This is a genomic window from Rhodococcus sp. PvR099 (assembly GCF_017833315.1).
In the GTDB taxonomy this organism is placed as follows: domain Bacteria; phylum Actinomycetota; class Actinomycetes; order Mycobacteriales; family Mycobacteriaceae; genus Rhodococcus_G; species Rhodococcus_G oryzae.
On sequence record NZ_JAFIBV010000001.1, the window covers coordinates 2,385,873 to 2,409,631 of the forward strand.

Here is a 23,759-nt window from a genome sequence, read left to right on the forward strand (position 1 = left end):
TCCGGCGCTCAACGGCCGCGCCACGCGGCGGCACCGATCACCTCGAGCGCCTCACGCACCGAGATCAGGGTGTCGGCGGCCAGCAGCCGGTCGCAGTACGGGAGCGCCGCGGCCATCGCCCCGACCAGCGGCTCGAACCCCGTCGCCCCCGCGCGTGGGTTGAGCCAGATCACGCGGTACGCCCTGCGGTGCAGGCGGGCCATCGCGGCGCCCAGCTGCTGCGGGCTGTCGCTGTCCCAGCCGTCCGAGGCGATGAGCACCACCGCCCCACGCAGCGCGTTGCCGTGGTGCGACGCGAGCAGGTCGCGCACGCTGCCGCCGATGTGGGTGCCGCCGAACCGGTCGACCACCCTGTCGTTGGCGTGCGCGACCGCGGCCTCGGCGGATCGGTGTGCGAGCACGGCGGTCAGCCTGGTCAGCCGCGTCGAGAAGGCGAAGACCTCCGCGTCGCCACGGGTCACGGCGGCACGCATCAGGTGCAGGTAGACGTCGGCATAGGGCTGCATGGACTGGCTCACGTCGCAGAGCATCACCATCCGCCGGGGCCGGATCACCGGCCTGGTGCGCACGATCGTCAGGGTCTCCCAGCCGGTGCGCCGAGACCGGGCGATCGTCTCCCGGAGCGCGATCCGCCTGCCCGCCGGGTGGCGTCGCCTTCGCCTCGTGCGTCGCCTCGGCCAGGCGACCGATGCCTCGTCCAACCAGCTGCGTAGTGCCCGCAACTCGTCCTCCCTGAACTCCCCGAACGGCCGGCCCTCCACCGCCTCCAGGCGGCCAGGCAATCGCAGGGGCAGGCTCGGCCCCTCCTCGCCGCGGTCGCGGGTGACCCGGACCGCCGCCATCGTCGCCCAGGGCAGTCCGACGCCCTGCGATTGCGTCGAGTCGCTCCCCGCGCGCGACACCAGCGCCGCAATGTGGGAATCGGGCAGCGAATGACGCAGCGCGCGGTGTGCATTCGGGTCCATCGCCAACAGCGACGCCCCGAAGACGCCCGTGAAGACCCGGTCGAAGCCGGCGAGATCGGCCTGCCTGCGCACCAGAGTCAGGCGCGCCGCCCAGTACAGGCGGGACATCGACGTCGGCCGCAACGACGACAGCGCCCTGGCGAACTCGGCCGCGGCGCCCTCGGTCACCGGGATCCGCGCTGCCCGCAGGCGCATCGTCAGCGCAATGGAGAAGGCCGCCAGGTCGATCCCCCTTGCCAGTGCCGGTTCGGCCATGACCACGGCTCAATGTCGCCACAGGAATCGAATGGCCAGCCCGACCACGAGACCGGCCAGCAGCGCCGCCGCGAGTGGGAGCAGCCGCTTCGCGAGGGCCGGTCCGGCCAACCCGAGCAGGTCGAGCGGCTCGGGCTCATGGGCCGGTTCCGGCGCCGCGACGAGCGCACCGGGTGCCTCCTCTGCCTGCGCCGCCGTCTCCGGCTCGCTTGCCTGCTCCCCCGCGGCCAGCTTGGCCTCGAGCGAGGCGGCGAACTGGTTCATCATCTTCTCCGACACCTGTGCGATGACGCCGCTGCCGAACTGCGCCAGCTTCCCGACCACCTTCATGTCGGTGTCGACGGTCACCCTCGTCGCGTCGCCCTCCTCGACCAGCCGCGCGGTGATGGTGGCGGAGGCGTTGCCCGCGCCCCGCGAATCCCGGCCGTTGGCCTCGATCACGGCTCGATGCGCCGCTCGGTCGGTTTCCCTGAACGCCGCCCGGCCGGAGAACTCGCTCGTCACGGGGCCGACCTTGACCTTCATCTTGCCCAGGTACGCGTCGCCGTCGCGCCCCGTCAGCTGCGCACCCGGGAGCAGAGGCGCGACCACATCGAGATCGGTCAGGGTGTCCCAGGCCGTCTCGATCGGCGCGTGCACCGTGAACTGATTTTCCAGCTTCATCGCCCTTGACCTCTCATGTGGTGACATCGGGTGCCGCGCACGGCGTGGCCCGATCGCGTTCGTTGTGGTCGAGCAGCGCGACGATCGAGTCCCGGTCGTCCGGGGTCTTGGCGATCGCACCGAGGCTCGTGACCGCCTCGGCGCGGCCGAGTTCGGTCGCGCCCAGTGCCGCGAGCGCCGACACCCAGTCGATCGACTCGGCCAGACCGGGCGGCTTGTCGAGGTCGAGCCCGCGGGCTTCGCCGACGAACTCGGTGACCTGTTTGATCAGCGCTGTGTTCGCCTCCGGTACGGTGCGCCGCAGGATCGCCACCGCGCGTTCGGGTTTCGGATACTCGATCCAGTGGTAGAGGCAGCGCCTGCGGAGCGCGTCGTGCAGATCGCGGCTGCGGTTGGAGGTGAGGACCACCACGGGCGGTCGCTCCGCGGCGAAGGTCCCGAGCTCCGGCACCGTGACGGACGACTCGCCGAGGAACTCGAGCAGCAATGCCTCGAATTCGTCATCGGCACGGTCGATCTCGTCGACCAGGAGCACGGGCGCCCCTGCGCCCCTGTGCCGCACGCACTGCAGAATCGGGCGCGGCAGCAGGAACTCCTCGGTGAACAGATCCGACTCGTCCAGCCGGCCGGCGCGCGACTCGGCCATCCGGATCGCGAGCAGCTGCCGTTGGTAGTTCCAGTCGTACAGGGCCTCACCGGCACCGAGCCCCTCGTAGCACTGGAGCCGGATCAGCGTGGTGTCGAGCGCGGCGGCGAGCGCCTTCGCCGCGGTCGTCTTACCCACTCCCGGCTCGCCTTCGAGCAACAGTGGCCGCCCGAGCGCCAGTGCCAGGTAGATCGCCGACGCCGTGCCCTCGTCCAGCAGGTAGTCCTGCGCGTCGAAGCGCCCGACGACGTCGGCGAGATCGGCGAACCCGGGCCGGCTCATGGCTCACCGAGAATCCTGCGCCTGCAGCGCCAGGTAGTCGTCCCAGGTGTCGACATCGAGCGGGATCTCGGCATCGACCGGCACCTCCAACACCGGGATCCGGCCCGATTCGAGCAGTTTCCACACCCCCTTGTCGCCGTGCAGCCCCCGCAGCTCGGGAAAGATACTGCGACCGAACCAGAGCGGGTGCCCGCGGCCGTCCCGGTATCGGCAGACCGCACTCGCGTCCGACGTCGCGACGTCGAGCAGTGCCGCGACCGTCGCCGACCGGACCCCGGGTTGGTCGCCGAGCATCAGGACGATGCCCCGCGCGTTCGGGTCGACCTCGTCCAGCGCGCGCGAGATCGTCGAGGCGCAGCCGGAACCGAAGTCGGGGTTGTGCACGACCTGTATCCCGGACAGGTCGACGGCGGCCTCCACCTCGGCCGCCGCCCCGCCGAGGGCCACCAGCACCTGGTCGAGGCGGCACTCGCGCGCGACCCGCAGCACCGCCGCCAGTAGCGGGGCGCCCCGGTACTCCAGCAGCTGCTTGGGCCTGCCGAGGCGGGCCGATCCCCCGGCCGCGAGGACGATGCCGGTGACCGTCACGGGGACCGCTCCCGCGCGTACTGGTCGCGGCACCCGGCGCTGCAGAACCAGTAGGTCTGCCCGTCGAGCTCGACCCGCGGGGTGTCCGCGCGGACCGTCACCGTCATGCCACAGTTCGGATCGGTGACCGTGTCCTGCGCCGCGGCGGCGAGTGCGGCGTCCAGAGCCGGGCTTCGGCGGGCCAGCTCGCCGAGCCGAATGCCATGCACGATCTGCGCGAGGATCGACAACGCGATCTCGGCAGGGGTGCGCGCGCCGATGGGCAACCCGGCCGGGGTGTGGACCCTGGCCCGCTCCGCCTCGTCGAGTTCGAGCTGATCCAGCACGCTCGCGCCGCGGATCCTGCTGGCGACCAGCCCGATGTATCCCACGCCGGCGTCGAGCGCGGACCTGATGGACTCCGCCTCGTTCCCCCCGAGTCCGACGATCACCGCCGCCACCGCGTCGCCGGGCCTGCCGCCCTCCTCGACCCGCTCGATCTGGAACCCCAGCATCCGGGCCAGCTCGGCGACCGCGTCCGCGGCGGGGTTGGTGCCCATCAGATACAGCCGCGCGGCGGGCAGTCGCGGCGCGAGGAAGATCTCCAGTGCGCCCCCGGACAGGCACGGGTTGACGACGACCGTCGCCCCCGGCGCCTCCGGGAACTGGGCCTGGCCGTCCGGCAGCACCCGCAGCAGCACGCTCTCCTCGGACTGCAGGGCATCGAGCGCGGCCCTGCGCACCGAACTCTCGGCGCACTGACCGCCGACGAAACCCTCGATGGTGCCGTCCGGCAGCACGATCGCCTCGTCGCCGGTGTGCGCGGAAGTCGGCGGCTCGGCCCGCACCACGGTCGCGTGCACGAACGGTTGCCTGCGGTCGATCAGCTCGGCGATCCGCGCGTTCGTCTCCATGCCCGCACCCTCCTGCGCTGTGCTGGGTCCTGCCCGGTCTCCGGCCGCGGGCTAGATCGGTGGTGCCGCTCTGCCCTGCATCGCCTCCCACACCCGCGAGGGTGTCAGCGGCATGTCGGCGTGCCGGACGCCGAACGGCTTCAGCGCGTCTACCACGGCGTTCACGACGGCGGGCGGCGAACCCACGGTCGCCGACTCGCCGACACCCTTGGCGCCGATCGGATGGTGCGGCGAGGGCGTCACCGTGAAACCGGTCTCGAGGTGGGGCACCTCGAGCGCCGTCGGGATCAGGTAGTCCATCAGCGAGCCACCCAGGCAGTTCCCGTCCTCGTCGAACGCCATGATCTCCATCAGCGCCATCCCGATCCCGTCGGTGATGCCGCCGTGCACCTGTCCCTCGATGATCATCGGGTTGATCCGGGTGCCGCAGTCGTCCACCGCGAGGAACCTGCGCACTTTTACCTCGGCGGTGCCGGGATCGATGTCGACGACGCAGAAATACGATCCGTACGGGTAGGTGAGATTCTCGGGGTTGTAACAGATCTGGGCTTCGAGCCCGCCCTCGAGACCCTCCGGCAGGTCGCCGGCACCGTACGACCGCATCGCGATGTCCTGGATCGTCACCGCCGTCGTCGGATCGCCCTTCACGTGGAAGGAACCCTTCTCCCATTCGAGGTCGGCCACGGACACCTCGAGCATGCCCGACGCGATGATCTTCGCCTTGTCCCGCACCTTCCGCGCGACCAGCGCCGCGGCCGCCCCGGACACCGGCGTCGACCGGCTGCCATAGGTGCCGAGGCCGAACGGGGTGTTGTCGGTGTCGCCGTGCACCACGTCGATGTCGTCCGGCGGGATGCCGAGCTCCTCCGCGACGATCTGCGCGAAGGTCGTCTCGTGCCCCTGCCCCTGGCTCTGCACCGACAGCCGAACCACGGCCTTGCCTGTCGGGTGCACGCGGAGTTCGCAACCGTCCGCCATGCCGAGCCCGAGGATGTCCATGTGCTTGCGGGGCCCGGCACCGACCGCCTCCGTGAAGAAGGACATGCCGATGCCCATCAGCTCGCCCCGCTCACGCTTCTCGGCCTGCTCCCGGCGCAGGTCGGCGTAGCCGATCATGTCCATGGCCTTGCGCATGGTCACCTCGTAGTCGCCCGAGTCGTAGACCCAGCCGGTCTTCGAGGTGTAGGGGAACTGGTCCGGCTTGAGCAGGTTCTTCAGCCGCAGCTCGGCGGGATCCATGTCGAGGTCGTACGCGAGGCAATCGACTAGTCGCTCAACGAGATACACCGCCTCGGTGATCCGGAACGAGCAGGCATACGCCACCCCACCCGGAGCCTTGTCGGTGTAGACGGCGGTCATCTTGCAGTAGGCGGCCTCGAGGTCGTAGCTGCCCGTGAACACCCCGAAGAAACCGGCCGGGTACTTCACCGGAGCCGCGGTGCCGTTGAAGGCGCCGTGGTCGGCGAGCACGTTCGTCCGGATCGCGAGGATCTTGCCCTCCCTGGTGGCGGCGATCTCGCCCTGCATGATGTAGTCCCGCGCGAACCCGGTGCTCATCAGGTTCTCGCTGCGGTCCTCCATCCACTTGACCGGCTTCCCGGTCACCAGCGAGGCGACGATGGCGCACACGTATCCGGGGTAGATCGGCACCTTGTTGCCGAACCCACCGCCGATGTCCGGCGAGACGACCCGGATCTTGTGCTCGGGCAGCCCGGCCACCAGTGCATACAGGGTCCGGTGGGCGTGCGGCGCCTGGGAGGTGGACCAGAGCGTCAGTTTGCCGTTGACCGCGTCGAAATCCGCTACGGCGCCACAGGTTTCCATCGGCGCCGGGTGCACGCGGGGGTAGACGATCTCCTGGGTGGTGATCACCTCCGCCCTGGCGAACGCCTCCTCCGTCGCCTTCGGATCGCCCGCCTCCCAGTCGAAGACGTGGTTGTCGGTCTTGCCCTCGAGGTCGGTTCGGATCACCGGGGCGTCGGGCGCGAGCGCCTTGCGGGCGTCGATCACCGGATCGAGGATGTCGTATTCGACGTCGATCAGCTCGAGCGCATCACGCGCCGAGTACCGGTCCTCGGCGATGACGCACGCCACCTCCTGCCCCTGGAAACGCACCTTGTCGGTGGCGAGGACCGCCTGCACGTCGTTGGAGAGGGTCGGCATCCAGGCCAGTCCCTGCTCGGCCAGGTCGGCGCCGGTGATGACCGCCTTCACCTTCGGATGCGCCTGCGCCGCCGTCGTGTCCACGCGCACGATGCGTGCGTGTGCGACGGGCGACCGCAGGATGGCCAGGTGCAGCATGCCGGGAAGCACGATGTCGTCGACATAGTTCCCGCGGCCGCGGATGAAGCGGGGATCCTCCTTGCGGAGCATCCGCCCGTACCCGACCGGCTTCTTGTTGTTGTCGAAGTGTTCGTTGTCCGACTCGTCCGTCACTGGTCCGGTCGGTGGATGGTCGACGGTGGTCATGATGCACCTCCGGCGTGCTCGCTGACGCGCGGCGGTGAGGAGGTCTCGGGCTGCGCCGCGGTGGGACCGGTGCCGCGCTCCGGTTCCGGTTCGCGGGCCGCGCCCTCTTCGTGCGCCGCGGCCCACTGCACGGAACGGACGATCGTGGTGTACCCGGTGCACCGGCAGATCTGTCCGGAGATCGCCTCGCGAATGGCCTGCTCGTCCGGATGCGGGGTGCTGTCGAGCAGGGCCCTTGCGGTCATCATCATGCCGGGGGTGCAGAAGCCGCACTGCAGGCCGTGACATTCCATGAAGCCCTGCTGGACCGGGTCGAGTTCGCCGTCGCGTTCGAGGCCCTCGACGGTGCGCACCTCGTGCCCGGCGGCCATCGCGGCCAGCATCGTGCAGGACTTCAAGGGCTCGCCGTCCACCAGCACCACGCAGGTGCCGCAGTTGCTGGTGTCGCAGCCCCAGTGGGTTCCGGTCAGCCGCAGCTGATCTCGCAGGAAGTGCACCAGGAGCATTCGGGGTTCGACGTCCTCCGTGACCTCACTGCCGTTGACGGTCATCGTCACCTGCATGTCTTTCGTCCTTCCCTGGTCCCCCGACCTGTCCTCGCTAGTGGACCCGTCCGGCAGCCGTGCGCAGCGCGCGGCGGGTCAGTTCCTTGGCCAGGTGCCGCTTGTACTCCGCGGTACCCCGCTGGTCGGTGACCGGTTCGCAGTGCCGGGACGCCAGATCGCCTGCATAGAGCGCGACCTCGTCGGTACACGGCTTGCCGATGAGGAACTCGTACACCTCGCCGAATCCGGACGGGTCGGCATTCACCGCGGTGAGACCGATCCTCGCCTCTACGACGACCGGGCCGTCCAGCCACACCGCGGCGCCCGCCGCCGCGATCGCCCAATCCCCTACGCGTCTTTCCACTTTCGCGTAGGCATTCGACCCGCGATCACGGAAGGGGATCCGGATCTCGGTGAGGATCTCGTTGTCCGCCGCGGCGGTCTCGTACGGCCCGACGTGGAACTCGGACATGGCGATCGAGCGCTCACCGCGCGGCCCCTGCAGTACGCAGGTCGCGTCGAGCACCTCGCACACCGTGCTGAGGTCCTCGGCCGGGTCCGCCTGACAGAGCGATCCGCCGATGGTGCCGCGGTTGCGCACCACCGGGTCGGCGATCACCCGCTCGGCGTCCCGGAAGATCGGCCACAGCGCGGCCAGCTCCGCGGACTCGAGCAGTTCCCGGTGTCGCACCATCGCACCGATCCGCACGCCCGACGGCTCCACCGTGATGTGACCCAGCTCGTCGTGCAGCGGGTTGATGTCGATGAGGTACTCGGGGTTCGCCAGCCGCAGCTTCATCATCGGGAGCAGGCTGTGGCCGCCGGCCACCAGTCGGGCCTCGCTCCCCAGCCGTTCGAGCAGTCCGATCGCGTCGACCACGCTCGTCGCTCGCTCGTATTCAAAGGGTCCAGGGACCTGCATCTGATCCACCTCGCATCGCATGGGGACAAATCCAGACTCGACCGGTCCACCGGGGGTGTCAAGCGCCCCGAGCGATCAGCGCAAACGATCCGCACACGACTCGTGCAGGCACCGGTCAGGAGGTCTCGTCGTGGTGGATCCGGCCCTCGATCGCGGTCAGCCGTTCGCCGCCCCCACCCCAGCGCAGCTCGATGATCTCGGCGGCGATGGACACCGCGGTCTCCTCAGGCGTGCGGGCCCCGATGTCGAGTCCGATCGGGCTCGACAGCCGCGCCAGCTCCGCCTCGCCGAGCCCGGCCTCGCGCAGGCGGTGGAGCCGATCGCGGTGGGTACGCCGCGACCCCATCGCCCCGACATAGGCGACCTCGGGCAGCCGGAGCGCGAGCGCCAGCAGCGGGACGTCGAACTTGGGGTCGTGGGTGAGCACGCAGATCACGGTGCGCCCGTCGATCGCCTCGGCGTCGATCTGCGACTGCAGGTAGCGGTGCGGCCAGTCCACGACCACCTCGTCCGCGGTCGGGAAGCGGGCGTGGGTGGCGAACACCGCCCTGGCGTCGCACACCGTGACGCGATAGCCGAGGAAGGCTCCCTGATGCGCCACCGCCGCGGCGAAGTCGATGGCGCCGAAGACGAGCATGCGTGGACTCGGGGCATGACTCGCGACGAACACGCGCATTCCCTCGCCCCGCCGCTGGCCGTCGGGGCCGTAGGTGAGCACCCCGGTCCGTCCCGCCGCGAGCAGACCTCGGGCGTCATCGCCGATTGCGGCGTCGGCGCGCGCCGAACCGACCGTTCCACCGATCCCGTCCGGCCGCACGATCATCCGGCGACCGACCCACGCGGTCTGTGGGTGGTCGATCACGGTCGCCACGGCCACCGGGCGTTCGTGCTCGATGTCCTCGGCGACCTCGGCGAGCTCGGGGAAGGTGCGGCGGGAGACCGGTTCGACGTAGACGTCGAGAATGCCGCCGCAGGTCAGCCCCACCGCGAAGGCATCATCATCGGTGACGCCATATCGCTCGAGCTCCGGCCTGCCGGACTCGACCACGTCCCGGGCGAGCTCGTAGACGGCGCCCTCCACACAGCCACCCGAGACCGAGCCGGCCACGGTGCCGTCGGGGGCGACCACCATCGCCGCGCCCGGGGGCCTCGGTGCCGACCTGAAGGTCTGCACCACCGTGCCGACACCCGCGGTCCCACCCGCACGCCAGATCGCCATCAGTTCGGTGAGGACATCGCGCATCAGACGTCACCCCCCGCGTGGCACAGCTGGTTGCGGGCGCCCTGGGTGGTTCCCATGGCTGGACGCTACGCCGAATGCGCTCGATAGAGTGTGGCTTCCTGGACGGTGGACGAGGCGGGGGCATTGAGCACACTGGATCCGGCTCGGCGGCGGCACGACGAACTCGAGTCCAGGCGCGGCAGCCCCACCTTCTTACTGTGGCTCTGCTTCCGGTTCGCGGTGTTCGTGGCCTGCGCGGCGCTGCTGGGGTACGGCCTGGCCTGTGTCGCCGACATCTTCCGGCACGCCGTCATCGACACCGCGTTCGCCGACGAGGCCCGGTTCGACGAGGCTCCGACGTGGCTCTGGTGGCCGTTCGGGGCGGCCTTCGGCTACGTCCTGTTCGGAGTCGGGATGTCCGACGACCTCGCGACCTTCCTGGGGCGCCACCGCTGCCCCGGCCTCATGGCCGCGGCCGGCTGGGCGGGAATCACCCTCGGCTTCTCGGTGTCCACCCTGAACTGGTGGCCACCGGCGCAGGTCGGCGCGGCCATCGACCCGGTCACCATGACCGAGACGCCGTGGAGCCCGCTCGCCTGGGTGGGCTACTACACGGAGATCTGGATTCCCCTGCTCCTGCTGGTGACGACCGGAGCGGCGGTGTCGCGGACCATGTCCGGGTTCCGCAGGCAGAACGTCCAACTCAGGGAGCGTGACCGGCTGTTGGCACGCGGGCTACGGGTACCGGGCATCATCGCCGACGTCAACGTGCTCATCGACAGCCCTCAGGAGGACGGCTCGGTGTCGATCGTGGGCATCGACGCGACGGTGACGTTCACCGACGCCGAGGGCGTCGCACGGTGGGTCACGCGGAGGGTTCCGAGCCTGCACCGGGTACCGGACCAGGGCACGACACAGGTCCTGTTCGACCCGGAACGCCCTGGCGACGAGGGCTCGATATTCGTCGCTTTCCACCGGGACCCGGCGACCAGCGACTGGATTCCGTTCGACGGGCCCTAGGTGGCGTCGGCGTCGTACGGGGGACGCTCGCCGGAGGCGAGGGGTGTCGATTCGCGTTGCACCGTAGGGGGCAGGCCGGTGCTGGCGGGCCCGCCGCTGCTCTGCGGCTTCGCGTCGAAGTTCCCGGTCAGGATCGAGTCGTCGCCGTCGAGGAGATGCTTGGTGATCATCGAGCGCGGCGTCATCCCCCGCAGTTGCTGCAGATCGGAGAGCGGCTTGCGCAGGTCCTCGAACTCGGGGCCGAGCTCGTCCTTGAGCTGCTGCGTCGCGCCGCCCGCGTAGTCACGGACCTGGCGCAGCGACTTCGTCACCCACGAGACGGCACCGGGCAACCGCTCGGGTCCGAGGATCACGAGCGCCGCGACGAGTAGGACCATGAACTCGCCCCAGCCAATGTTGCCAAACACCGGGTCAGCCTACGTGCCCGCGGCGATCCGCGCCGCTATCGGTGCCGAATTCACATCGCATACCGCTGCCCTCCGAGGGAACCACTCAGTCCGAAGCGGGTGTGACCTGGACTTCGACCGTCCGGCCCGCCCGCACCAGTTGCACCGGGACCGGCTGGCCGACGGCCTGCTGGTGCACCGCGACCACCAGCTCGTCCGCGCTGGTCACGTCGCGGTCACCGACCTTGACGATGACGTCGCCCTCGATGATCCCGGCCTGCTGCGCGGGCCCGCCGTCCTTGACGTTGGCCACCTCGGCGCCACTGGTCTGCTCGTTGGTCACCGACCGCGCGTTCACGCCGATCTCGGGGTGATGCATGGCTCCGGTCCGGATCAGTTCCTGCGCGACCGCGGTGACGTCGTCGACGGGGATGGCGAACCCCAGGCCAACCGATCCCCCGCTCTCGCTTCGGATGGCGGAGTTGATCCCGATCACCCGGCCCTCGCGGTCCACCAACGGTCCACCGGAGTTGCCGGGGTTGATCGCGGCATCGGTCTGGACCGCATCGATGACCGCATCGGTGTCGGTGCCCTCGCCGGACAGCCGGACCGGGCGGTGCAGCGCGCTGACGATCCCGCTGGTGACCGTCTTGCTCAGCCCCAGCGGCGATCCGACCGCCACCACGTCGTCGCCGACCTTCAGGTCCGCGGACCGGCCGAGCTCGGCGACGGTCAGGTTTCCGACATCCACCTTGAGCACCGCGAGGTCGGTCTTCGTGTCGCGACCCACGACGCGCGCTGGCGCCTTGGTGCCGTCCGCGAAGACGACGCGGAGCGTCGCCGCGTCGGGGTTCGTCGCGGCCATCGAGATCACGTGGTTGTTGGTGACGATGTAGCCCTCGCCGTTGATCACGACACCCGAGCCGGTGCCGGACTGCTCACCGAGCGCGACCTGGATGGACACCACCGACGGGAGCACCGCCTCGGCGACCTTCGCGACCTGGCCGAGTTCGGCGTCGTCGCCGCTCGACTGCGTCAGCTCGACCCGCTGGCTGGTCAGTGCGCCGACGTTCTCGGCCGTGACCCGGCCGATGATGCCGCCGACCAGGCCGATCGCCAACGCGACGCCTGCCAGCGCGGCCAGTGCCCGCGGCGCGATGCGCTCGCCGAGCAGGACGTCGCGGATGCCGAGTGCGGGCGCGGGCGGCAGGTCCCCGGCCGCGGGGGCATCGAGGGCGGGCGAACCGAGCCGTGCCGGTGCGTCCGGGTCCCGCCACGGATCGGCAGGCGCCTCGTCCGCCGCCTCCTCGGAGTCGCTCGCGGACGGATCGCGCTGGATCGAATCGGTTTCGCCTGCCGGACGGCCGAAGGCCTCGGCGAGCACCGGGTCGGGACGCCGAACGGCGACCTTCGGATCCGCGGTGCGGTCCGTGCCGGGCGCGAAGGAGGAGTCGACGCCGTCGGGCCGTCCGAAGGCGTCGGCGGCCGCGGGGTCGACGGTGGGACGGTAGAGCGGTCGCGGTGCCAGCCGGGGCGGTGCCGAATCCTGTTCGGCTGCTGCATCCAGCGCGCCTGCGGCCGGGGATGTGGGATCCGAGTTCACGCGGCTGTGTACCCCTCGTTGGCGTCAGTCACGGATCCCAGTATCACCGACGCGGTGCGTGGCATCATCACCGACGCGGTGGCGACTAGCGGCGCCTGCGCCACGACGACGCGAACGAGTACGACGTGACCATCGCCGCGAGCACGGCGCCTGCCTTGCCGTCGGCACGCCGGAAGCCGGATCGCTCGGCGAAGCGACGACCGCGGCCCTGTGCTGTTGCGTCGGCGTCCGGGAGCGGGTTGCACATCGGGATCTGGCTCAGAATGCCGAGAAGCGAACTGGGCATGCTGATCTCCGAGGCCTCACGGAGCGCGCCGCGCGCGTGGTGCTGGGCGTCGACCTCGGCAGCGCACTCCGGACACATCGACAGGTGCTGCGCGGCCCGCAGGTAGGCGTTCATCTGCAGCTCGCCGTCGACGTACGCCGCGATCGCCTCACTGGCCAGATGCTCGGTAGAGCTGAAGCGGCGCGGTTTCCGGGCCTGCGTCATCCAACCCTCCTGCACGGTCATGCGAATGTCATCTTCCCTGTCCCCGACACCGCGGTCAGATATTCCTTCAGCGCCTGCCGTCCACGGTGGATTCGGCTGCGTACGGTACCGAGCTTGACTCCCAGTGTGGCACCGATCTCCTCGTATGACAGGCCTTCGACGTCACAGAGCACCACAGCGGCACGGAACTCGGGCGCGAGCGAGTCCAGCGCGGACTGCAACTCCGGATCGAGCCGGGCGTCGTGATAGATCTGCTCGGGGTTCGGACGGTCGGACGGGACCCGCTCGTAGTCCTCGGGCAGCGCCTCCATCTTGATCCGGTTGCGGCGCCGCACCATGTCGAGGAACAGATTCGTGGTGATCCGGTGCAACCACCCCTCGAAGGTGCCCGCCTGGTAGTTCGAGAGCGACCGGAACACCCGGATGAAGGTCTCCTGGGTGAGGTCCTCGGCGTCCTGGGCGTTGCCCGAGAGCCGGTAGGCCAGCCTGTACACCCGGTCGCCGTGCTCACGGACGAGCTCGTCCCATGACGGCATGCTGGTCTGATCGCCGGTGGCGTCAAAGGCGGCGGTGCCGCTCAGATCGGCGGCGTCGGGGCCGCCCGTCGGCACCGACTCGGTGAATTCCGCATCGAAGGCGGGTACGGCGTTGACCATCGAGATTGTGGAAACCTCCTGCTAAGGACAGCTGGTGAGCGAGCACAGGACGATACGAATAAAAGGCACAACCCCCACAATGTCGGGTTTGTTCCCTTCTCGCCGGGTTCGTCCGGTACCCCCTTCCTGGGCGGTCAGCGATCTCGTGTGCCCCTACCTTTTCCGATCCAAATGTGTGAGATGTGTGAGCAACCTGAGGTTCAGCTGAGAATCTGCGGGTCAGCGGCCAAAATCACGTGCGCGCCTCGACTCCACCGCAGCGTGTCGGCTATAACCTCGGATTCGTGCACAACAACGCCGAGCAGCTGCTGGCTCACACCGAGGAATCGGTCCTGGAGGACGCGGTCCTCACGCTCGCACGCGAACGGGCGGAGGATCTCGGCGCGACCCCGGTTCCTCCGTCCGTCGGCGCGCTGTTGAGCCTGTTCACCCAGATGCTCGACGCCAAGACCGTGGTCGAGATCGGGACCGGCGCGGGGGTGAGCGGGTTGTGGTTGCTCGACGGCATGCGTGCCGACGGGGTGCTCACCACCATCGACACCGAACCCGAGCACCAGCGGGCCGCCAAGGACGCGTTCCGGTCCGGCGAGATCGCGCCCGGCCGAACCCGGCTCATCAACGGCTGGGGCCTGGACGTGCTGCCCCGCCTCGCCGACGCCGCCTACGACCTGGTGTTCGTGGACACCTCGCCCGCCGACCACCCGCAGTTCGTCGCCGAGGGGGTTCGACTGCTCCGACCCGGAGGGGTGATCGTGCTGCACAACGCGCTGCTCGGTGGGCGCGTGGCCGACCCGAACCAGCGCGACGCGACCACCCTGGCCGTGCGCGCGGCCGCCAGGGCGATCGCGGAGGACGACCGCCTGACGAAGGTGCTCCTGCCGGTCGGCGACGGGCTGCTCTGCGCGTCGCGTTCGGAGTAGCGCCACCCGCTCGCGCCTGCGTCGGCGAATTTTTACGGCCTCTTGACGGGAGACCACTTGCCGCACGACTGAACGAGTGTTTAATCTACTAAACATGCGTTCAGCAATGGCCGACTCTTCCACCCCCGACCGGGACATGACCGCCCGTGCACGGATCCGCGACACGGCGATCCGGGTCTTCGGCGAGCAGGGTTTCGTCACCGGGGTCCGCGCCATCGCGACCGCAGCCGGGGTCTCCCCCGGACTGGTGAACCACCATTTCGGCTCCAAGGACGGACTGCGCGCCGAGTGCGACGCGCACGTTCTCGAGATCATCCGGGAGCAGAAGGCTCAGGCCATGTCGACGCCCGGTCCTGCGGGCGCGATCGCGGCGCTGAGCGAACTCGAGCAGTACGCGCCCGTCGTCGCGTACATGGTGCGCAGCTTCCAGGCAGGCGGCCGGCTCGCGGAGTCCCTCTTCGAACACATGGTGGCCGACACCGAGGAGTACCTCGCGATCGGCGTGCGCTCCGGCAAGCTGCGGGCCAGCCGCGACCCGAAGGCGCGGGCGCGGTACCTCACCCTCAACAACGTCGGCGCGCTGCTGCTCTACCTGCAGATACGGGCGGACCGGGAGGGGACGCTCGACTACGCCACGGCCATCCGCGACCTGTCGGACGAGATCACCCTGCCCGCCCTCGAGATGTATGCCGAGGGGATCTTCACCGACTCCTCGCTGCTCGACGCGTTCCTGGCCACCGAGGCCGACGACCCCACCACCCATCCCGACACGGAATCCCCGACCGAGGAGACGCCATGACGACCCCACTGATCGACGTTCGCGACCTGGTCAAGACCTTCGGCCAGATCCGTGCCCTCGATGGCCTCGACCTGCAGGTCGCGCCCGGCGAGGTGCACGGCTTCCTCGGCCCCAACGGCGCGGGCAAATCGACCACCATCCGGGTGCTGCTCGGCAGCCTGCGGGCCACCGCGGGCAGCGCAACGGTTCTTGGCCGCGACCCGTGGCGCGACGCCGTCACCCTGCACCGCGACCTGGCCTACGTACCGGGCGATGTCACCCTGTGGCCGTCGCTGACCGGCGGCGAGACCATCGACATGCTGGCCCGGATGCGCGGCGGCATCGACGAAGCCAGGCGCTCCGAGCTCATCGAGCGCTTCGACCTCGATCCACGCAAGAAGTCGCGCACCTACTCGAAGGGCAACCGGCAGAAGGTGTCCCTGATCTCGGCGTTGTCGTCCAACGCCCGGCTGCTCCTGCTCGACGAGCCGACCTCCGGCCTGGACCCGCTGATGGAACAGGTATTCCGCGAGAGTGTCGCCGAGGCGGCCCGTCGCGGCGTCACCGTGCTGCTGTCCAGCCACATCCTGTCCGAGGTGGAGGCACTGTGCGATCGGGTGACCATCATCCGCGCGGGCAAGACGGTGGAGAGCGGCTCGCTGTCGTCGATGCGACACCTGAGCCGCACCTCGATCAGCGCCGAGCTGACGGGCGACCCGGGCGACCTCAGCCGGCTCGCGGGTGTCGAGGACGTCTCGATCGACGATCACACCCTCCATTGCCAGGTCGACAGCGAGCACCTGGGTGAGCTGATCCGCGTGCTCGGCGATGCCGGGGTGCGCAGCCTGGTCAGCAAGCCACCGACGCTCGAGGAACTGTTCCTGCGCCACTATCAGGTCGAGGGACCCGAGCACACCGGGGAGAAGGTGTCGGCATGAGCACCGCGACGGTCGCGGGCCCCCGGCATCCGGCCGCGGCGGTCCCGCGCGGGACATCGAATTTCACCGGAACCCTCGGCTTCGTCCGGCTCTTCCTGCGGCGGGACCGGATCGTGCTGCCGCTGTGGGTACTGCTCCTCTCGTTGCCGTTGGCGCCCGTCTACATGGGCAGCATCGAGAGCATCTACCCCACCGAGGCGGACCGTGCGGCCTTCGCGGCCACCATCATGGGAAGCCCGGCGCAACGCGCCATGTACGGCGAGATCTACAACGACAGCCTGGGCGCCGTCGGCATCTGGAAAGCCGGGATGTTCTACACGCTGATCGCGATCGCGGTGATCCTCACCGTCATCCGGCACACCAGGGCGGAGGAGGAGAGCGGTCGGACGGAACTGCTCGATTCGACCGTCGTCGGCCGGTACGCCGGCCTGACCGCCGCGTTGCTGGTGGCCTTCGGCGCGTCGATCGCGACCGGGCTGATCGGCTCGGTGGGACTGCTCACCACCGACGTGCCACACGCGGGCTCGATCGCGTTCGGGCTCGCGCTGGCGGCGTCGGGGATCGTGTTCACCGCCGTTGCCGCCGTGGCGGCCCAGCTGAGCACCAGCGCCCGCACCGCCCGTGGCATCGCCTTTGCCGTGCTGGGCACCGCCTTCGCGCTCCGTGCCGTCGGCGACGCCGGCCCGTCCGCGCTGTCCTGGCTGTCGCCGCTGGGCTGGTCGCTGCAGGTGCGCCCGTACGCGGGCGACCGCTGGTGGGTGCTCCTGCTGCACCTGACCACGGCGATCGCGCTGACCGCGGCGGCCTATGCACTGCTGCGCAGGCGGGACGTCGGCGCCGGGTTGATCGCCGAGCGTCTGGGCTCGCCCACCGCGACGCGGTCGCTGAGCGGCCCGTTCGGCCTGTCCTGGCGGCTGCAGCGCGGCACGCTGATCGCCTGGACCATCGGGATCAGCCTGTACGCCCTGCTGATCGGCAGCGTCGTACACGGGATCGGCGACGAACTCGGTGGCAGCGACGCGGTCCTGGAGATCATCAGCCGGATCGGCGGAACGCAGGCACTCGAGGACGCGTTCATCACGATCTCGTTCACCATGCTCGCCGTCGGCGCCGCGGCGCTCGCGATCTCCTCGGCGCTGCGACTCCACGGCGAGGAGACCGCGCAGCGCGCCGAGTCCGTGACTTGCGGCGCAGTCGGCCGGACCCGATGGGCCGCAAGCCATATCGTCTTCGCAGTCGCGGGCCCGGCCGTCGCCCTGCTCGCCGCCGGGCTGGTGGCCGGGCTGACCTACGGAATCGCGGCGGGTGATATCGGAGGGAAGCTACCCCGGGTGCTTGCCACCGGGCTCGTGCAGTTGCCCGCGGTCTGGATGCTGGCGGCGATCACGGTGCTGCTCTTCGGACTGGTTCCGCGTTTCACCCCGGTGGCGTGGGGAGTGCTGGTGACCTTCGTCGCCCTCTTCCTGCTCGGCTCCATCTCCGGCGTCCCGCAGTGGGTGCAGGGCCTCCAACCCTTCAGCCACACACCCAAGTTGCCCGGCGCGGAATTCGAGGCCACCCCGCTGGTGTGGCTCCTGGTGATCGATGCGGCGCTGCTCGTCGCCGGCCTGATCGCGTTCCGACGGCGCGACCTCCGGCAGTAGGTTCGCCCGGCTCCCGGCTCCCGGCTCCCGGCTCCCGGCTCCCGGGGCCCGCCGGAGCCGCACCGTTACCCCGAGATGGACAGTTGACCAACTTCCGGTCAACTGTCCATCGCGCGGGCCGGATCCGGGGCAGCATGAGACCTCGTGATCTGCTCAGACCGCCCCCGACCGGAGTCGGGGGGCTTCGCCCCCGCCGACTGCGACTACCCACGCCTCGCCCTGCCGCACGCCTGGGTGGAGCGTGCGCTGTGCCGCGCCGAGCACCCCGATCAGATGTTCGTTCGCGGCGCCGCCCAACGCGAGGCGGCCGCCGCGTGCCGCCGGTGCCCCGTCATCGTCCAGTGCGGCGCCGAGGCCCTCGACAACCGCGTGGAGTTCGGTGTCTGGGGCGGGATGACCGAGCGTCAGCGCCGGGCACTGCTCAAGCGCCACCCGAACGTCGAGTCCTGGGCCGAGTTGATGAGGTCCACCGAGCCGGTGCGCGCGACCGCCGGCTAGATCCGGGTGGCCCTCGCCGACGGCGACGACGCCACCGGGATGGACCAGTTTCGCGAGATCTTCGACGAGTCAGCGCGATATCGACCGAACGTCGGGGCCGCTGCGTACGATCAAATCATCTCGCTGGAACACCTCTCGGAGGCCGACGTGAGCGGACTTGGTATCGATCTCGGAACCACCAACACTGTCGTCGGCACCCCCGAAGACGGCATCGTCCTGAACGAGCCATCGTTCATGCTGGTTCGAGAAAAGGAACCGCACCACGCTCTCTCGATCGGCATCGACGCGCGGGACCTGGTCGGCCGCAATCCCGTGGGGGTCACGCCCGTTCGTCCGATGCGCGATGGGGTGATCGTCGACCTCGAGTCGGCCAGGGCATTCGTCACGGCCGTCATCAAGCGCGCGGCCCCGAGCAGGCACTACGGTCTGCGGCCGAAGGGCGTCTTCGCTGTTCCTGCGGGCGCCACCTCGCTCGAGCGTCGGGCACTGCTCGAGGTCGGGCACGAGGCCGGTCTGCGCAAGGTCGGGCTTATCCCGGAGCCGGTCGCGGGGGCACTCGGCTGCGGGATCAACCCGCTCGAACCCCGCGCCCACCTCGTCGTCGACATCGGCGGCGGCACTTCGGAAGTCACCGCATTCTGTTTCGGTGGCATGCTCTCGCATCGCAGTTGCCGACTCGCGGGGGATGAACTGACCAACGCGCTGTCTCACTACCTGCGGACCGAGCACAACATCATCGTCGGCGAGCTCACCGCCGAGCGGGTGAAGGTCGGTGCGCCCGAGACTGCCGAGGGGCAGTCGCTCGTCGTCGAGGGCCGCGACGCCGTGACCGGCCGGGCACGTCTGGTCACACTCGAGACCGAGGAGATCGTGGATGCGCTGCGGCCGACCGCAATTGGGATCGTGCAGACACTGGCCGAGTGCCTGGAGGACATTCCCGCGCAGGCGATCGGTGACGTGATGTCGGAGGGACTCCTGGTGCTCGGCGGTGGGTCGCTTCTGCGCGGCCTGTCGCAGCTGCTCGAAGAGTCCTTCGGGCTCCCGGTGAAGACGGCCGAGCGCCCGCTGACCTGTGTCGCCGAAGGTGCGACTGCTTGTCTCGACCACCCCGAAGTCGTTGCCGCCTACAGCGACTGATCAGCGCACATCAGGAGCATCCCCGCGGTGGATCGGGGATCAGCGGTTCGGCACCGCCCGGGGTTGCGCGAGGTAACGCTCGAGGAGTTTCTTGGCGACGGGCCCGGATGTCGCCGATCCGAAACCACCGCCACGGACCAGCACCGAGACCACGATCTCGGGAGCGTCGAAGGGCACCACCGCGGAGAACCAGGCATTGAGGCCCTTTCCTGGCGCCGACGGATCCTCCGCCGTTCCGGTCTTGGCGCCCGCCGCGACCGGCAAGGTGGCCAGCTGCCCGGCGGTACCGGCTGCGGCGGATGCCCGCATCCCCGCTCGCACGGGGCCGAGTTGGTCCGCGAAGGACAGTCGACGAGGCTCCGCGGTGGGAATGGGCAAGGCGTCCGGCCCGTACGCCGCGGCGAGCTGCGGTGTCACCGTCGAGCCCGTGGCGATGCCCGACGTCCAGCGCGCCAACTGCACCGGAGTCGCGCTGACGGTGCCCTGACCGATACCCATCAGCAGGGTCGACCCCGGATACCAGGTTCCCCCGATGCTGGCGACGTTCTCCGGTGTGCCAAGGAAACCCGCGGACTCGCCCGGCAGGTCGATCCCCGATTCCTCACCCACCCCGAGCTCCGTAGCGGTCGCCGCGATTCGCTCGGGGCCGAGGAGCTCGGCGAGCTGGTAGAAGTAGACGTTATCCGACCACTGGATCGCCCCGATCAAACTGTTCGGTCCCATCGGCTGCCAGTTCGCGAATGTGTGCCCTCCATAGGTGTATGACGCACCGCCTGCGAGTACGGCGTCCGGCGACAGCACGTTGTACTTCGCATTCGCCGCCGCGACGACGATCTTGAAGGTCGAGCCCGGCGGGGCCGCGGACTGGGCGGCGTGGTTGAGCATCCGTCCCGGCCCGGGCCCCTCGGTTTGTGCCGCCAGCGCGACCGTGTCGACCGGAGGGCCGTAGAGGTTGTTGTCGAATCCGGGCACGCTGGCCAGCGTCAACACCGCCCCGGTGCGGGCGTCCATCACGATCGCCGCGCCCATGTCGCCCCCGCTGGTGCGCACCGCGTCGGTCAGCGCGTCGGTCGCGAGCCGCTGCAGCCCCATGTCGAGGTGCAACCGCAGGTCGTGTCCTCGCACCGGGTCCACCCGCTCGCCGGTGGCCACCAGACGCCCAGAGGGAGCGACGTACATGCACTGCCTGCCGTCGGTGCCGCGGAGCAGCGCGTCGTACCGCTTTTCGAGTCCCGCTTTGCCGACCCGTGATCCGAGGGCAAGTTGTGGCCAGCGTTCCATGTCCTGCGGGTCCGCGAGCCCGACGTGCCCGAGGATGGATGCCAGCGATGCTCCGTCCGTGTAGTGCCTGCGCCCGGTCGGGTACACGAGCACCCACGGGATCTGGGCGTCCACGATTCGCCGAGCCTGCTCGGGCGTCACCCGTCCAAGAACGACCTCCAACTCGTCGCCGCCGCTCTCCAGGGTCGCCGCCAGCTGTTCCGGCGCGACGCCGAGCAGCGCGGCCAGTTCGGCGCGCACGGGCCCGTCGTCGCGATCGAACATTCGGGCAACCACCGCAACGGCGTATTCGGGGACGTTGTACGCGAGCGGCTCGCCGTTGCGGTCGAGGATGTGACCCCGCTCGGCGGGTAGGCGGATGCAACGCTCCATCTGCCGGTCGCTCATCGCGCGAAACTCCACACCCCGGCCGCTCTGCAGCTGCCACGCGAACACCGACAGCACGAGGAGCATCGCCGTGACCGTGACGGCGCCTGCCGACACTCCTCGGGGTAGGCGGCGCCGTCTGGACTCGGTGGCCCACAGGGGACGCGTGACGCCGTCGCGGCGGATCGCGAGCACCAGCCCGATCGCAACGAATCCGAGGATTGCGGCCGTGCCCCCGTAGCTGAACAGCGGGATCGGCATGCCGGTGTGTGGCAGAAGCGACAGGCTCTGAGCGATCGAGACCACGGCCTGCACTCCGAACAGCCCACCGATCCCGGCTGCGACGAGGGCAGCTTCCCGGGTCCGCGCCGTTCGGGCGGCCAGCGCGGCTCGCCACACGATGACCATCGTGGCGATCACGACTGCCAGACCGGCGAACAGACCCCATCCGTACACGAGGCTCGCGAAGGCGAGGTCGTGCTCCGATTCGGGAAGGTACTCGGCCCTCAGGTCGTAGAACGGTTCACGCCCCAGACCGAACCAGCCGCCGCTGCCGATCGCGATGTCCGCCTGCAACGCAGCCCAACCCGACCCCTGCGGGTCGGCGTTGCTCGAGAGGAACACGTGAATGCGCTCGAGCTGGTAGGGCCGGAGAAACAGCACGGCAAGGGGCAACGAAGCGATCCCGAGCGCGAACAGCGGGAGCAGTGGCAGCAGCGGCACCCTGGCCAGGATCAGCATGAGTATCACGGTCGAGGCGAGCACCACGGCGGTCGACAGGTCGGGCTGCAGCGCGACCAGGCCGATCGGCACACTCGAGATCAACAGGGTCGCTGCGAACCGGCCGAGGGTGTACCCACCCGCCAAGATCGCCGCGGGGACAAGTACCAGTGCCAACTTGGCGAGCTCGGAGGGTTGAACGGTGAACAGGCCGAAGTTCAGCCAGCGCTGGGCACCCTTGGTCGCGACCCCGATGAGTGGCACCGCCGCGAGCAGGACAACCGAGGCGGCGAACAACGTCCAGCCGAATCGTCGGAGGTTGCTGGGCCGCAGGCGCGAGATCGCGTACATCGCACCGAGGCCGACGGCGGCGAAGAGTGCGTGGCGCACCGCGTCCGTCGACTTCCCTGTCGAGATCAGGTTGAGCAGGCCGAGAACGACGAGGGTGATCGCCGCCCCGACGAGCCAGGGATCGGATTCTCGTTGGTGCGCCTGCATGCGACCACGCCTCAGCAGGTTGCGTTCTCGGCGGGCACGAATGCCGGCTCCGACGCGGCTGCCGCCGGGGCGCTGGTCAGCCCGGCGACGGCGAGCGCGGGGGCGTGCGGCAGGACGACGCTTGCGATGCCGTACACCTGCTGCCCACCCGGCGGCACGGGCATCGTGACGTCATTGCCCGGATGGACGGCTCCGGAGCATCGGTCGTACACGCTCACGTGCCAGGTCACCGCTTCGACGTTCGCCGCGGGATCGACGTGGACGTCGACCCGCATGGTGCACGGTTGTCCCGTCGAGCATTCGCCGTTGGCGAAGGTGGCGGTGACCCGGGTGATCGGCCCCGCGCTGCCAGGAAGACCGGTACGAACCGGACCCGCCTCGGCGGTTCCTTGCGCGGTCGGCGAGGTCTCCTGGTCGGCTTCGGGCGCGGGTGGCGGCGGCGAGACCGGACTGATGTGATTCTGCTCCGACGGATTCACCGGATGGAGAACGGTATCCCAGCCCCGGCGCAGCTCCGACCACGCACCGGGCGCCGCCCACACTGCCCCGACGAGCAACAGGATCGTTATCAGGCCGAGCACACCCCGGCGACGCGACAGCCGTCTCCGTCGCCGATGCCACGGATTCCCGATGGGTGGATACCAGCCCTTCGGGGCGAGCGACGATCCGACCGCCGGGGCCGGCAGGCTCTGCGAGTTCGCGCGGTCCGTGACCACCCGATCGTCCGAGAGCGTCCGTCCCCTTGTCGCCGAGACGAGCTCCGCGAGCTGACACCGCGTCCTTCCCACCGTGGAGGGGTCGAGCGACGGTGCGACCGCGCCGCGAACCCCGCGGGCCAGGTCGGCCAGATCTGTTGTTCGGTCGATAGATTCGTCCAGCCGGTCGGCGAGCGCGCGATCACGACAGTTCGTCGCGATGCTTCGAAGCAGACTCGCCACCGCATCCTGCACGTCGTGCCAGGACGCCGCACTCCCGGTGCGATCGATCGCGAGCTGTCCCCGGTCGGATACCGTCACCGCCTGGTCGCGGAGGATCGGGTAGCCGTCCCGGCTCCGCACCAGCTCGAGCTGATCGATCACATCGGTGACGAGAAGCGCGGCCTGCGCAGGTTTCAACGTCGCAATCGCGAGCAGCCCGCGGAGAACGATGCGACCGCCGCCTGCCTCGATGTCGATTCGCTGCACCGGCTCGAGGCGGGGTTGCGCCGGCTCGCTTCTGCTCACGGAGAGCCCCAGCACTGCTTCGCTCATCGCGCGTCCCGAAACTCTGGGCCCCCGCGCGCGTGTACGACTGACCGGTACGGGTGGCCGGCGGATCTTGGGTTAGGGCGTACTCGCTGTCGAAATCTATTCTGTCTCTGAGCATTCCATTAGAC

At 69.7% G+C, this 23,759-nt stretch carries 22 protein-coding genes; 7 read left to right on the forward strand and 15 right to left on the reverse strand.

Annotation, left to right across the window (positions count from 1 at the left end):
- Window positions 1–8: 8 nt before the first annotated feature.
- The 9 genes from JOE46_RS10775 to JOE46_RS10815 all read right to left on the reverse strand — a co-directional run bounded on the left by JOE46_RS10775 (window position 9) and on the right by JOE46_RS10815 (window position 9,471).
- Window positions 9–1,220 carry a VWA domain-containing protein gene (locus JOE46_RS10775; protein WP_209927202.1) on the reverse strand — a complete coding sequence of 404 codons (1,212 nt, stop codon included), beginning with the start codon at window positions 1,218–1,220 and terminating at the stop codon, window positions 9–11.
- A 9-nt stretch (window positions 1,221–1,229) separates the two neighbouring features.
- Window positions 1,230–1,883: an SRPBCC family protein gene (locus JOE46_RS10780; RefSeq protein ID WP_097212512.1), complete on the reverse strand. Its 654-nt coding sequence runs from the start codon at window positions 1,881–1,883 to the stop codon at window positions 1,230–1,232.
- Window positions 1,884–1,896: 13 nt separating this feature from the next.
- On the reverse strand, window positions 1,897–2,811 hold the full coding sequence (locus JOE46_RS10785; RefSeq protein WP_097212513.1) for a MoxR family ATPase: 915 nt from the start codon (window positions 2,809–2,811) through the stop codon (window positions 1,897–1,899).
- Window positions 2,812–2,814: 3 nt separating this feature from the next.
- Window positions 2,815–3,399: an NTP transferase domain-containing protein gene (locus tag JOE46_RS10790; RefSeq protein ID WP_209927203.1), complete on the reverse strand. Its 585-nt coding sequence runs from the start codon at window positions 3,397–3,399 to the stop codon at window positions 2,815–2,817.
- Window positions 3,396–4,292 (reverse strand): XdhC family protein, encoded by an 897-nt coding sequence (locus JOE46_RS10795; RefSeq protein WP_209927205.1) that lies wholly within the window; start codon window positions 4,290–4,292, stop codon window positions 3,396–3,398. Before JOE46_RS10795 ends, JOE46_RS10790 begins: the two co-directional genes overlap by 4 nt.
- A 51-nt stretch (window positions 4,293–4,343) precedes the next feature.
- A complete protein-coding gene (locus JOE46_RS10800) occupies window positions 4,344–6,761 on the reverse strand; it encodes an aerobic carbon-monoxide dehydrogenase large subunit (protein ID WP_097212516.1) in 2,418 nt (805 codons plus the stop codon).
- Entirely contained in the window at window positions 6,758–7,324 is a 567-nt protein-coding gene (locus JOE46_RS10805) for a (2Fe-2S)-binding protein (protein ID WP_209927206.1), read from the reverse strand. The genes JOE46_RS10800 and JOE46_RS10805 overlap by 4 nt, the downstream gene beginning before the upstream one ends.
- Before the next feature lie 37 nt (window positions 7,325–7,361).
- On the reverse strand, window positions 7,362–8,228 hold the full coding sequence (locus JOE46_RS10810) for a xanthine dehydrogenase family protein subunit M (protein WP_209927207.1): 867 nt from the start codon (window positions 8,226–8,228) through the stop codon (window positions 7,362–7,364).
- Between the two features lie 115 nt (window positions 8,229–8,343).
- A complete protein-coding gene (locus JOE46_RS10815) occupies window positions 8,344–9,471 on the reverse strand; it encodes an XdhC family protein (protein ID WP_097212518.1) in 1,128 nt (375 codons plus the stop codon).
- A gap of 123 nt (window positions 9,472–9,594) precedes the next feature.
- Between JOE46_RS10815 and JOE46_RS10820 the strand changes: the two genes are divergently transcribed.
- Window positions 9,595–10,470 carry a hypothetical protein gene (locus tag JOE46_RS10820; RefSeq protein ID WP_209927208.1) on the forward strand — a complete coding sequence of 292 codons (876 nt, stop codon included), beginning with the start codon at window positions 9,595–9,597 and terminating at the stop codon, window positions 10,468–10,470.
- Here the strand turns inward: JOE46_RS10820 and tatB are convergent.
- From tatB to sigE, 4 genes are all read right to left on the reverse strand, one after another.
- On the reverse strand, window positions 10,467–10,877 hold the full coding sequence (tatB, locus tag JOE46_RS10825) for a Sec-independent protein translocase protein TatB (protein WP_097212520.1): 411 nt from the start codon (window positions 10,875–10,877) through the stop codon (window positions 10,467–10,469). The genes JOE46_RS10820 and tatB overlap by 4 nt on opposite strands.
- Window positions 10,878–10,962: 85 nt before the next feature.
- On the reverse strand, window positions 10,963–12,459 hold the full coding sequence (locus JOE46_RS10830; RefSeq protein WP_097212521.1) for a S1C family serine protease: 1,497 nt from the start codon (window positions 12,457–12,459) through the stop codon (window positions 10,963–10,965).
- A gap of 85 nt (window positions 12,460–12,544) precedes the next feature.
- The gene (locus JOE46_RS10835; RefSeq protein ID WP_108168841.1) at window positions 12,545–12,949 is read right to left on the reverse strand and encodes a zf-HC2 domain-containing protein; all 405 of its coding nucleotides are present in this window, start codon (window positions 12,947–12,949) and stop codon (window positions 12,545–12,547) included.
- A gap of 17 nt (window positions 12,950–12,966) precedes the next feature.
- The gene (sigE, locus tag JOE46_RS10840; protein WP_245221021.1) at window positions 12,967–13,605 is read right to left on the reverse strand and encodes an RNA polymerase sigma factor SigE; all 639 of its coding nucleotides are present in this window, start codon (window positions 13,603–13,605) and stop codon (window positions 12,967–12,969) included.
- A 284-nt stretch (window positions 13,606–13,889) separates the two neighbouring features.
- Between sigE and JOE46_RS10845 the strand changes: the two genes are divergently transcribed.
- The 6 genes from JOE46_RS10845 to JOE46_RS10870 all read left to right on the forward strand — a co-directional run bounded on the left by JOE46_RS10845 (window position 13,890) and on the right by JOE46_RS10870 (window position 19,519).
- The gene (locus JOE46_RS10845) at window positions 13,890–14,525 is read left to right on the forward strand and encodes an O-methyltransferase (RefSeq protein ID WP_174562886.1); all 636 of its coding nucleotides are present in this window, start codon (window positions 13,890–13,892) and stop codon (window positions 14,523–14,525) included.
- Between the two features lie 94 nt (window positions 14,526–14,619).
- The gene (locus tag JOE46_RS10850) at window positions 14,620–15,324 is read left to right on the forward strand and encodes a TetR/AcrR family transcriptional regulator (RefSeq protein ID WP_097212522.1); all 705 of its coding nucleotides are present in this window, start codon (window positions 14,620–14,622) and stop codon (window positions 15,322–15,324) included.
- On the forward strand, window positions 15,321–16,241 hold the full coding sequence (locus JOE46_RS10855) for an ABC transporter ATP-binding protein (protein ID WP_097212523.1): 921 nt from the start codon (window positions 15,321–15,323) through the stop codon (window positions 16,239–16,241). The genes JOE46_RS10850 and JOE46_RS10855 overlap by 4 nt, the downstream gene beginning before the upstream one ends.
- On the forward strand, window positions 16,238–17,884 hold the full coding sequence (locus tag JOE46_RS10860) for an ABC transporter permease (protein WP_209927210.1): 1,647 nt from the start codon (window positions 16,238–16,240) through the stop codon (window positions 17,882–17,884). Before JOE46_RS10855 ends, JOE46_RS10860 begins: the two co-directional genes overlap by 4 nt.
- A 219-nt stretch (window positions 17,885–18,103) precedes the next feature.
- Window positions 18,104–18,382: a WhiB family transcriptional regulator gene (locus JOE46_RS10865; RefSeq protein ID WP_245221623.1), complete on the forward strand. Its 279-nt coding sequence runs from the start codon at window positions 18,104–18,106 to the stop codon at window positions 18,380–18,382.
- A 147-nt stretch (window positions 18,383–18,529) separates the two neighbouring features.
- A complete protein-coding gene (locus JOE46_RS10870) occupies window positions 18,530–19,519 on the forward strand; it encodes a rod shape-determining protein (protein ID WP_209929068.1) in 990 nt (329 codons plus the stop codon).
- 39 nt (window positions 19,520–19,558) lie between these two features.
- On the opposite strand, the gene JOE46_RS10875 is transcribed toward JOE46_RS10870, so the two are convergent.
- Together JOE46_RS10875 and JOE46_RS10880 are read right to left on the reverse strand one after the other, a co-directional pair.
- Window positions 19,559–22,384: an FtsW/RodA/SpoVE family cell cycle protein gene (locus tag JOE46_RS10875; RefSeq protein ID WP_209927211.1), complete on the reverse strand. Its 2,826-nt coding sequence runs from the start codon at window positions 22,382–22,384 to the stop codon at window positions 19,559–19,561.
- Between the two features lie 11 nt (window positions 22,385–22,395).
- Complete coding sequence (locus tag JOE46_RS10880; protein WP_209927212.1) at window positions 22,396–23,634, reverse strand: hypothetical protein; 1,239 nt, start codon at window positions 23,632–23,634, stop codon at window positions 22,396–22,398.
- Window positions 23,635–23,759 lie beyond the last annotated feature (125 nt).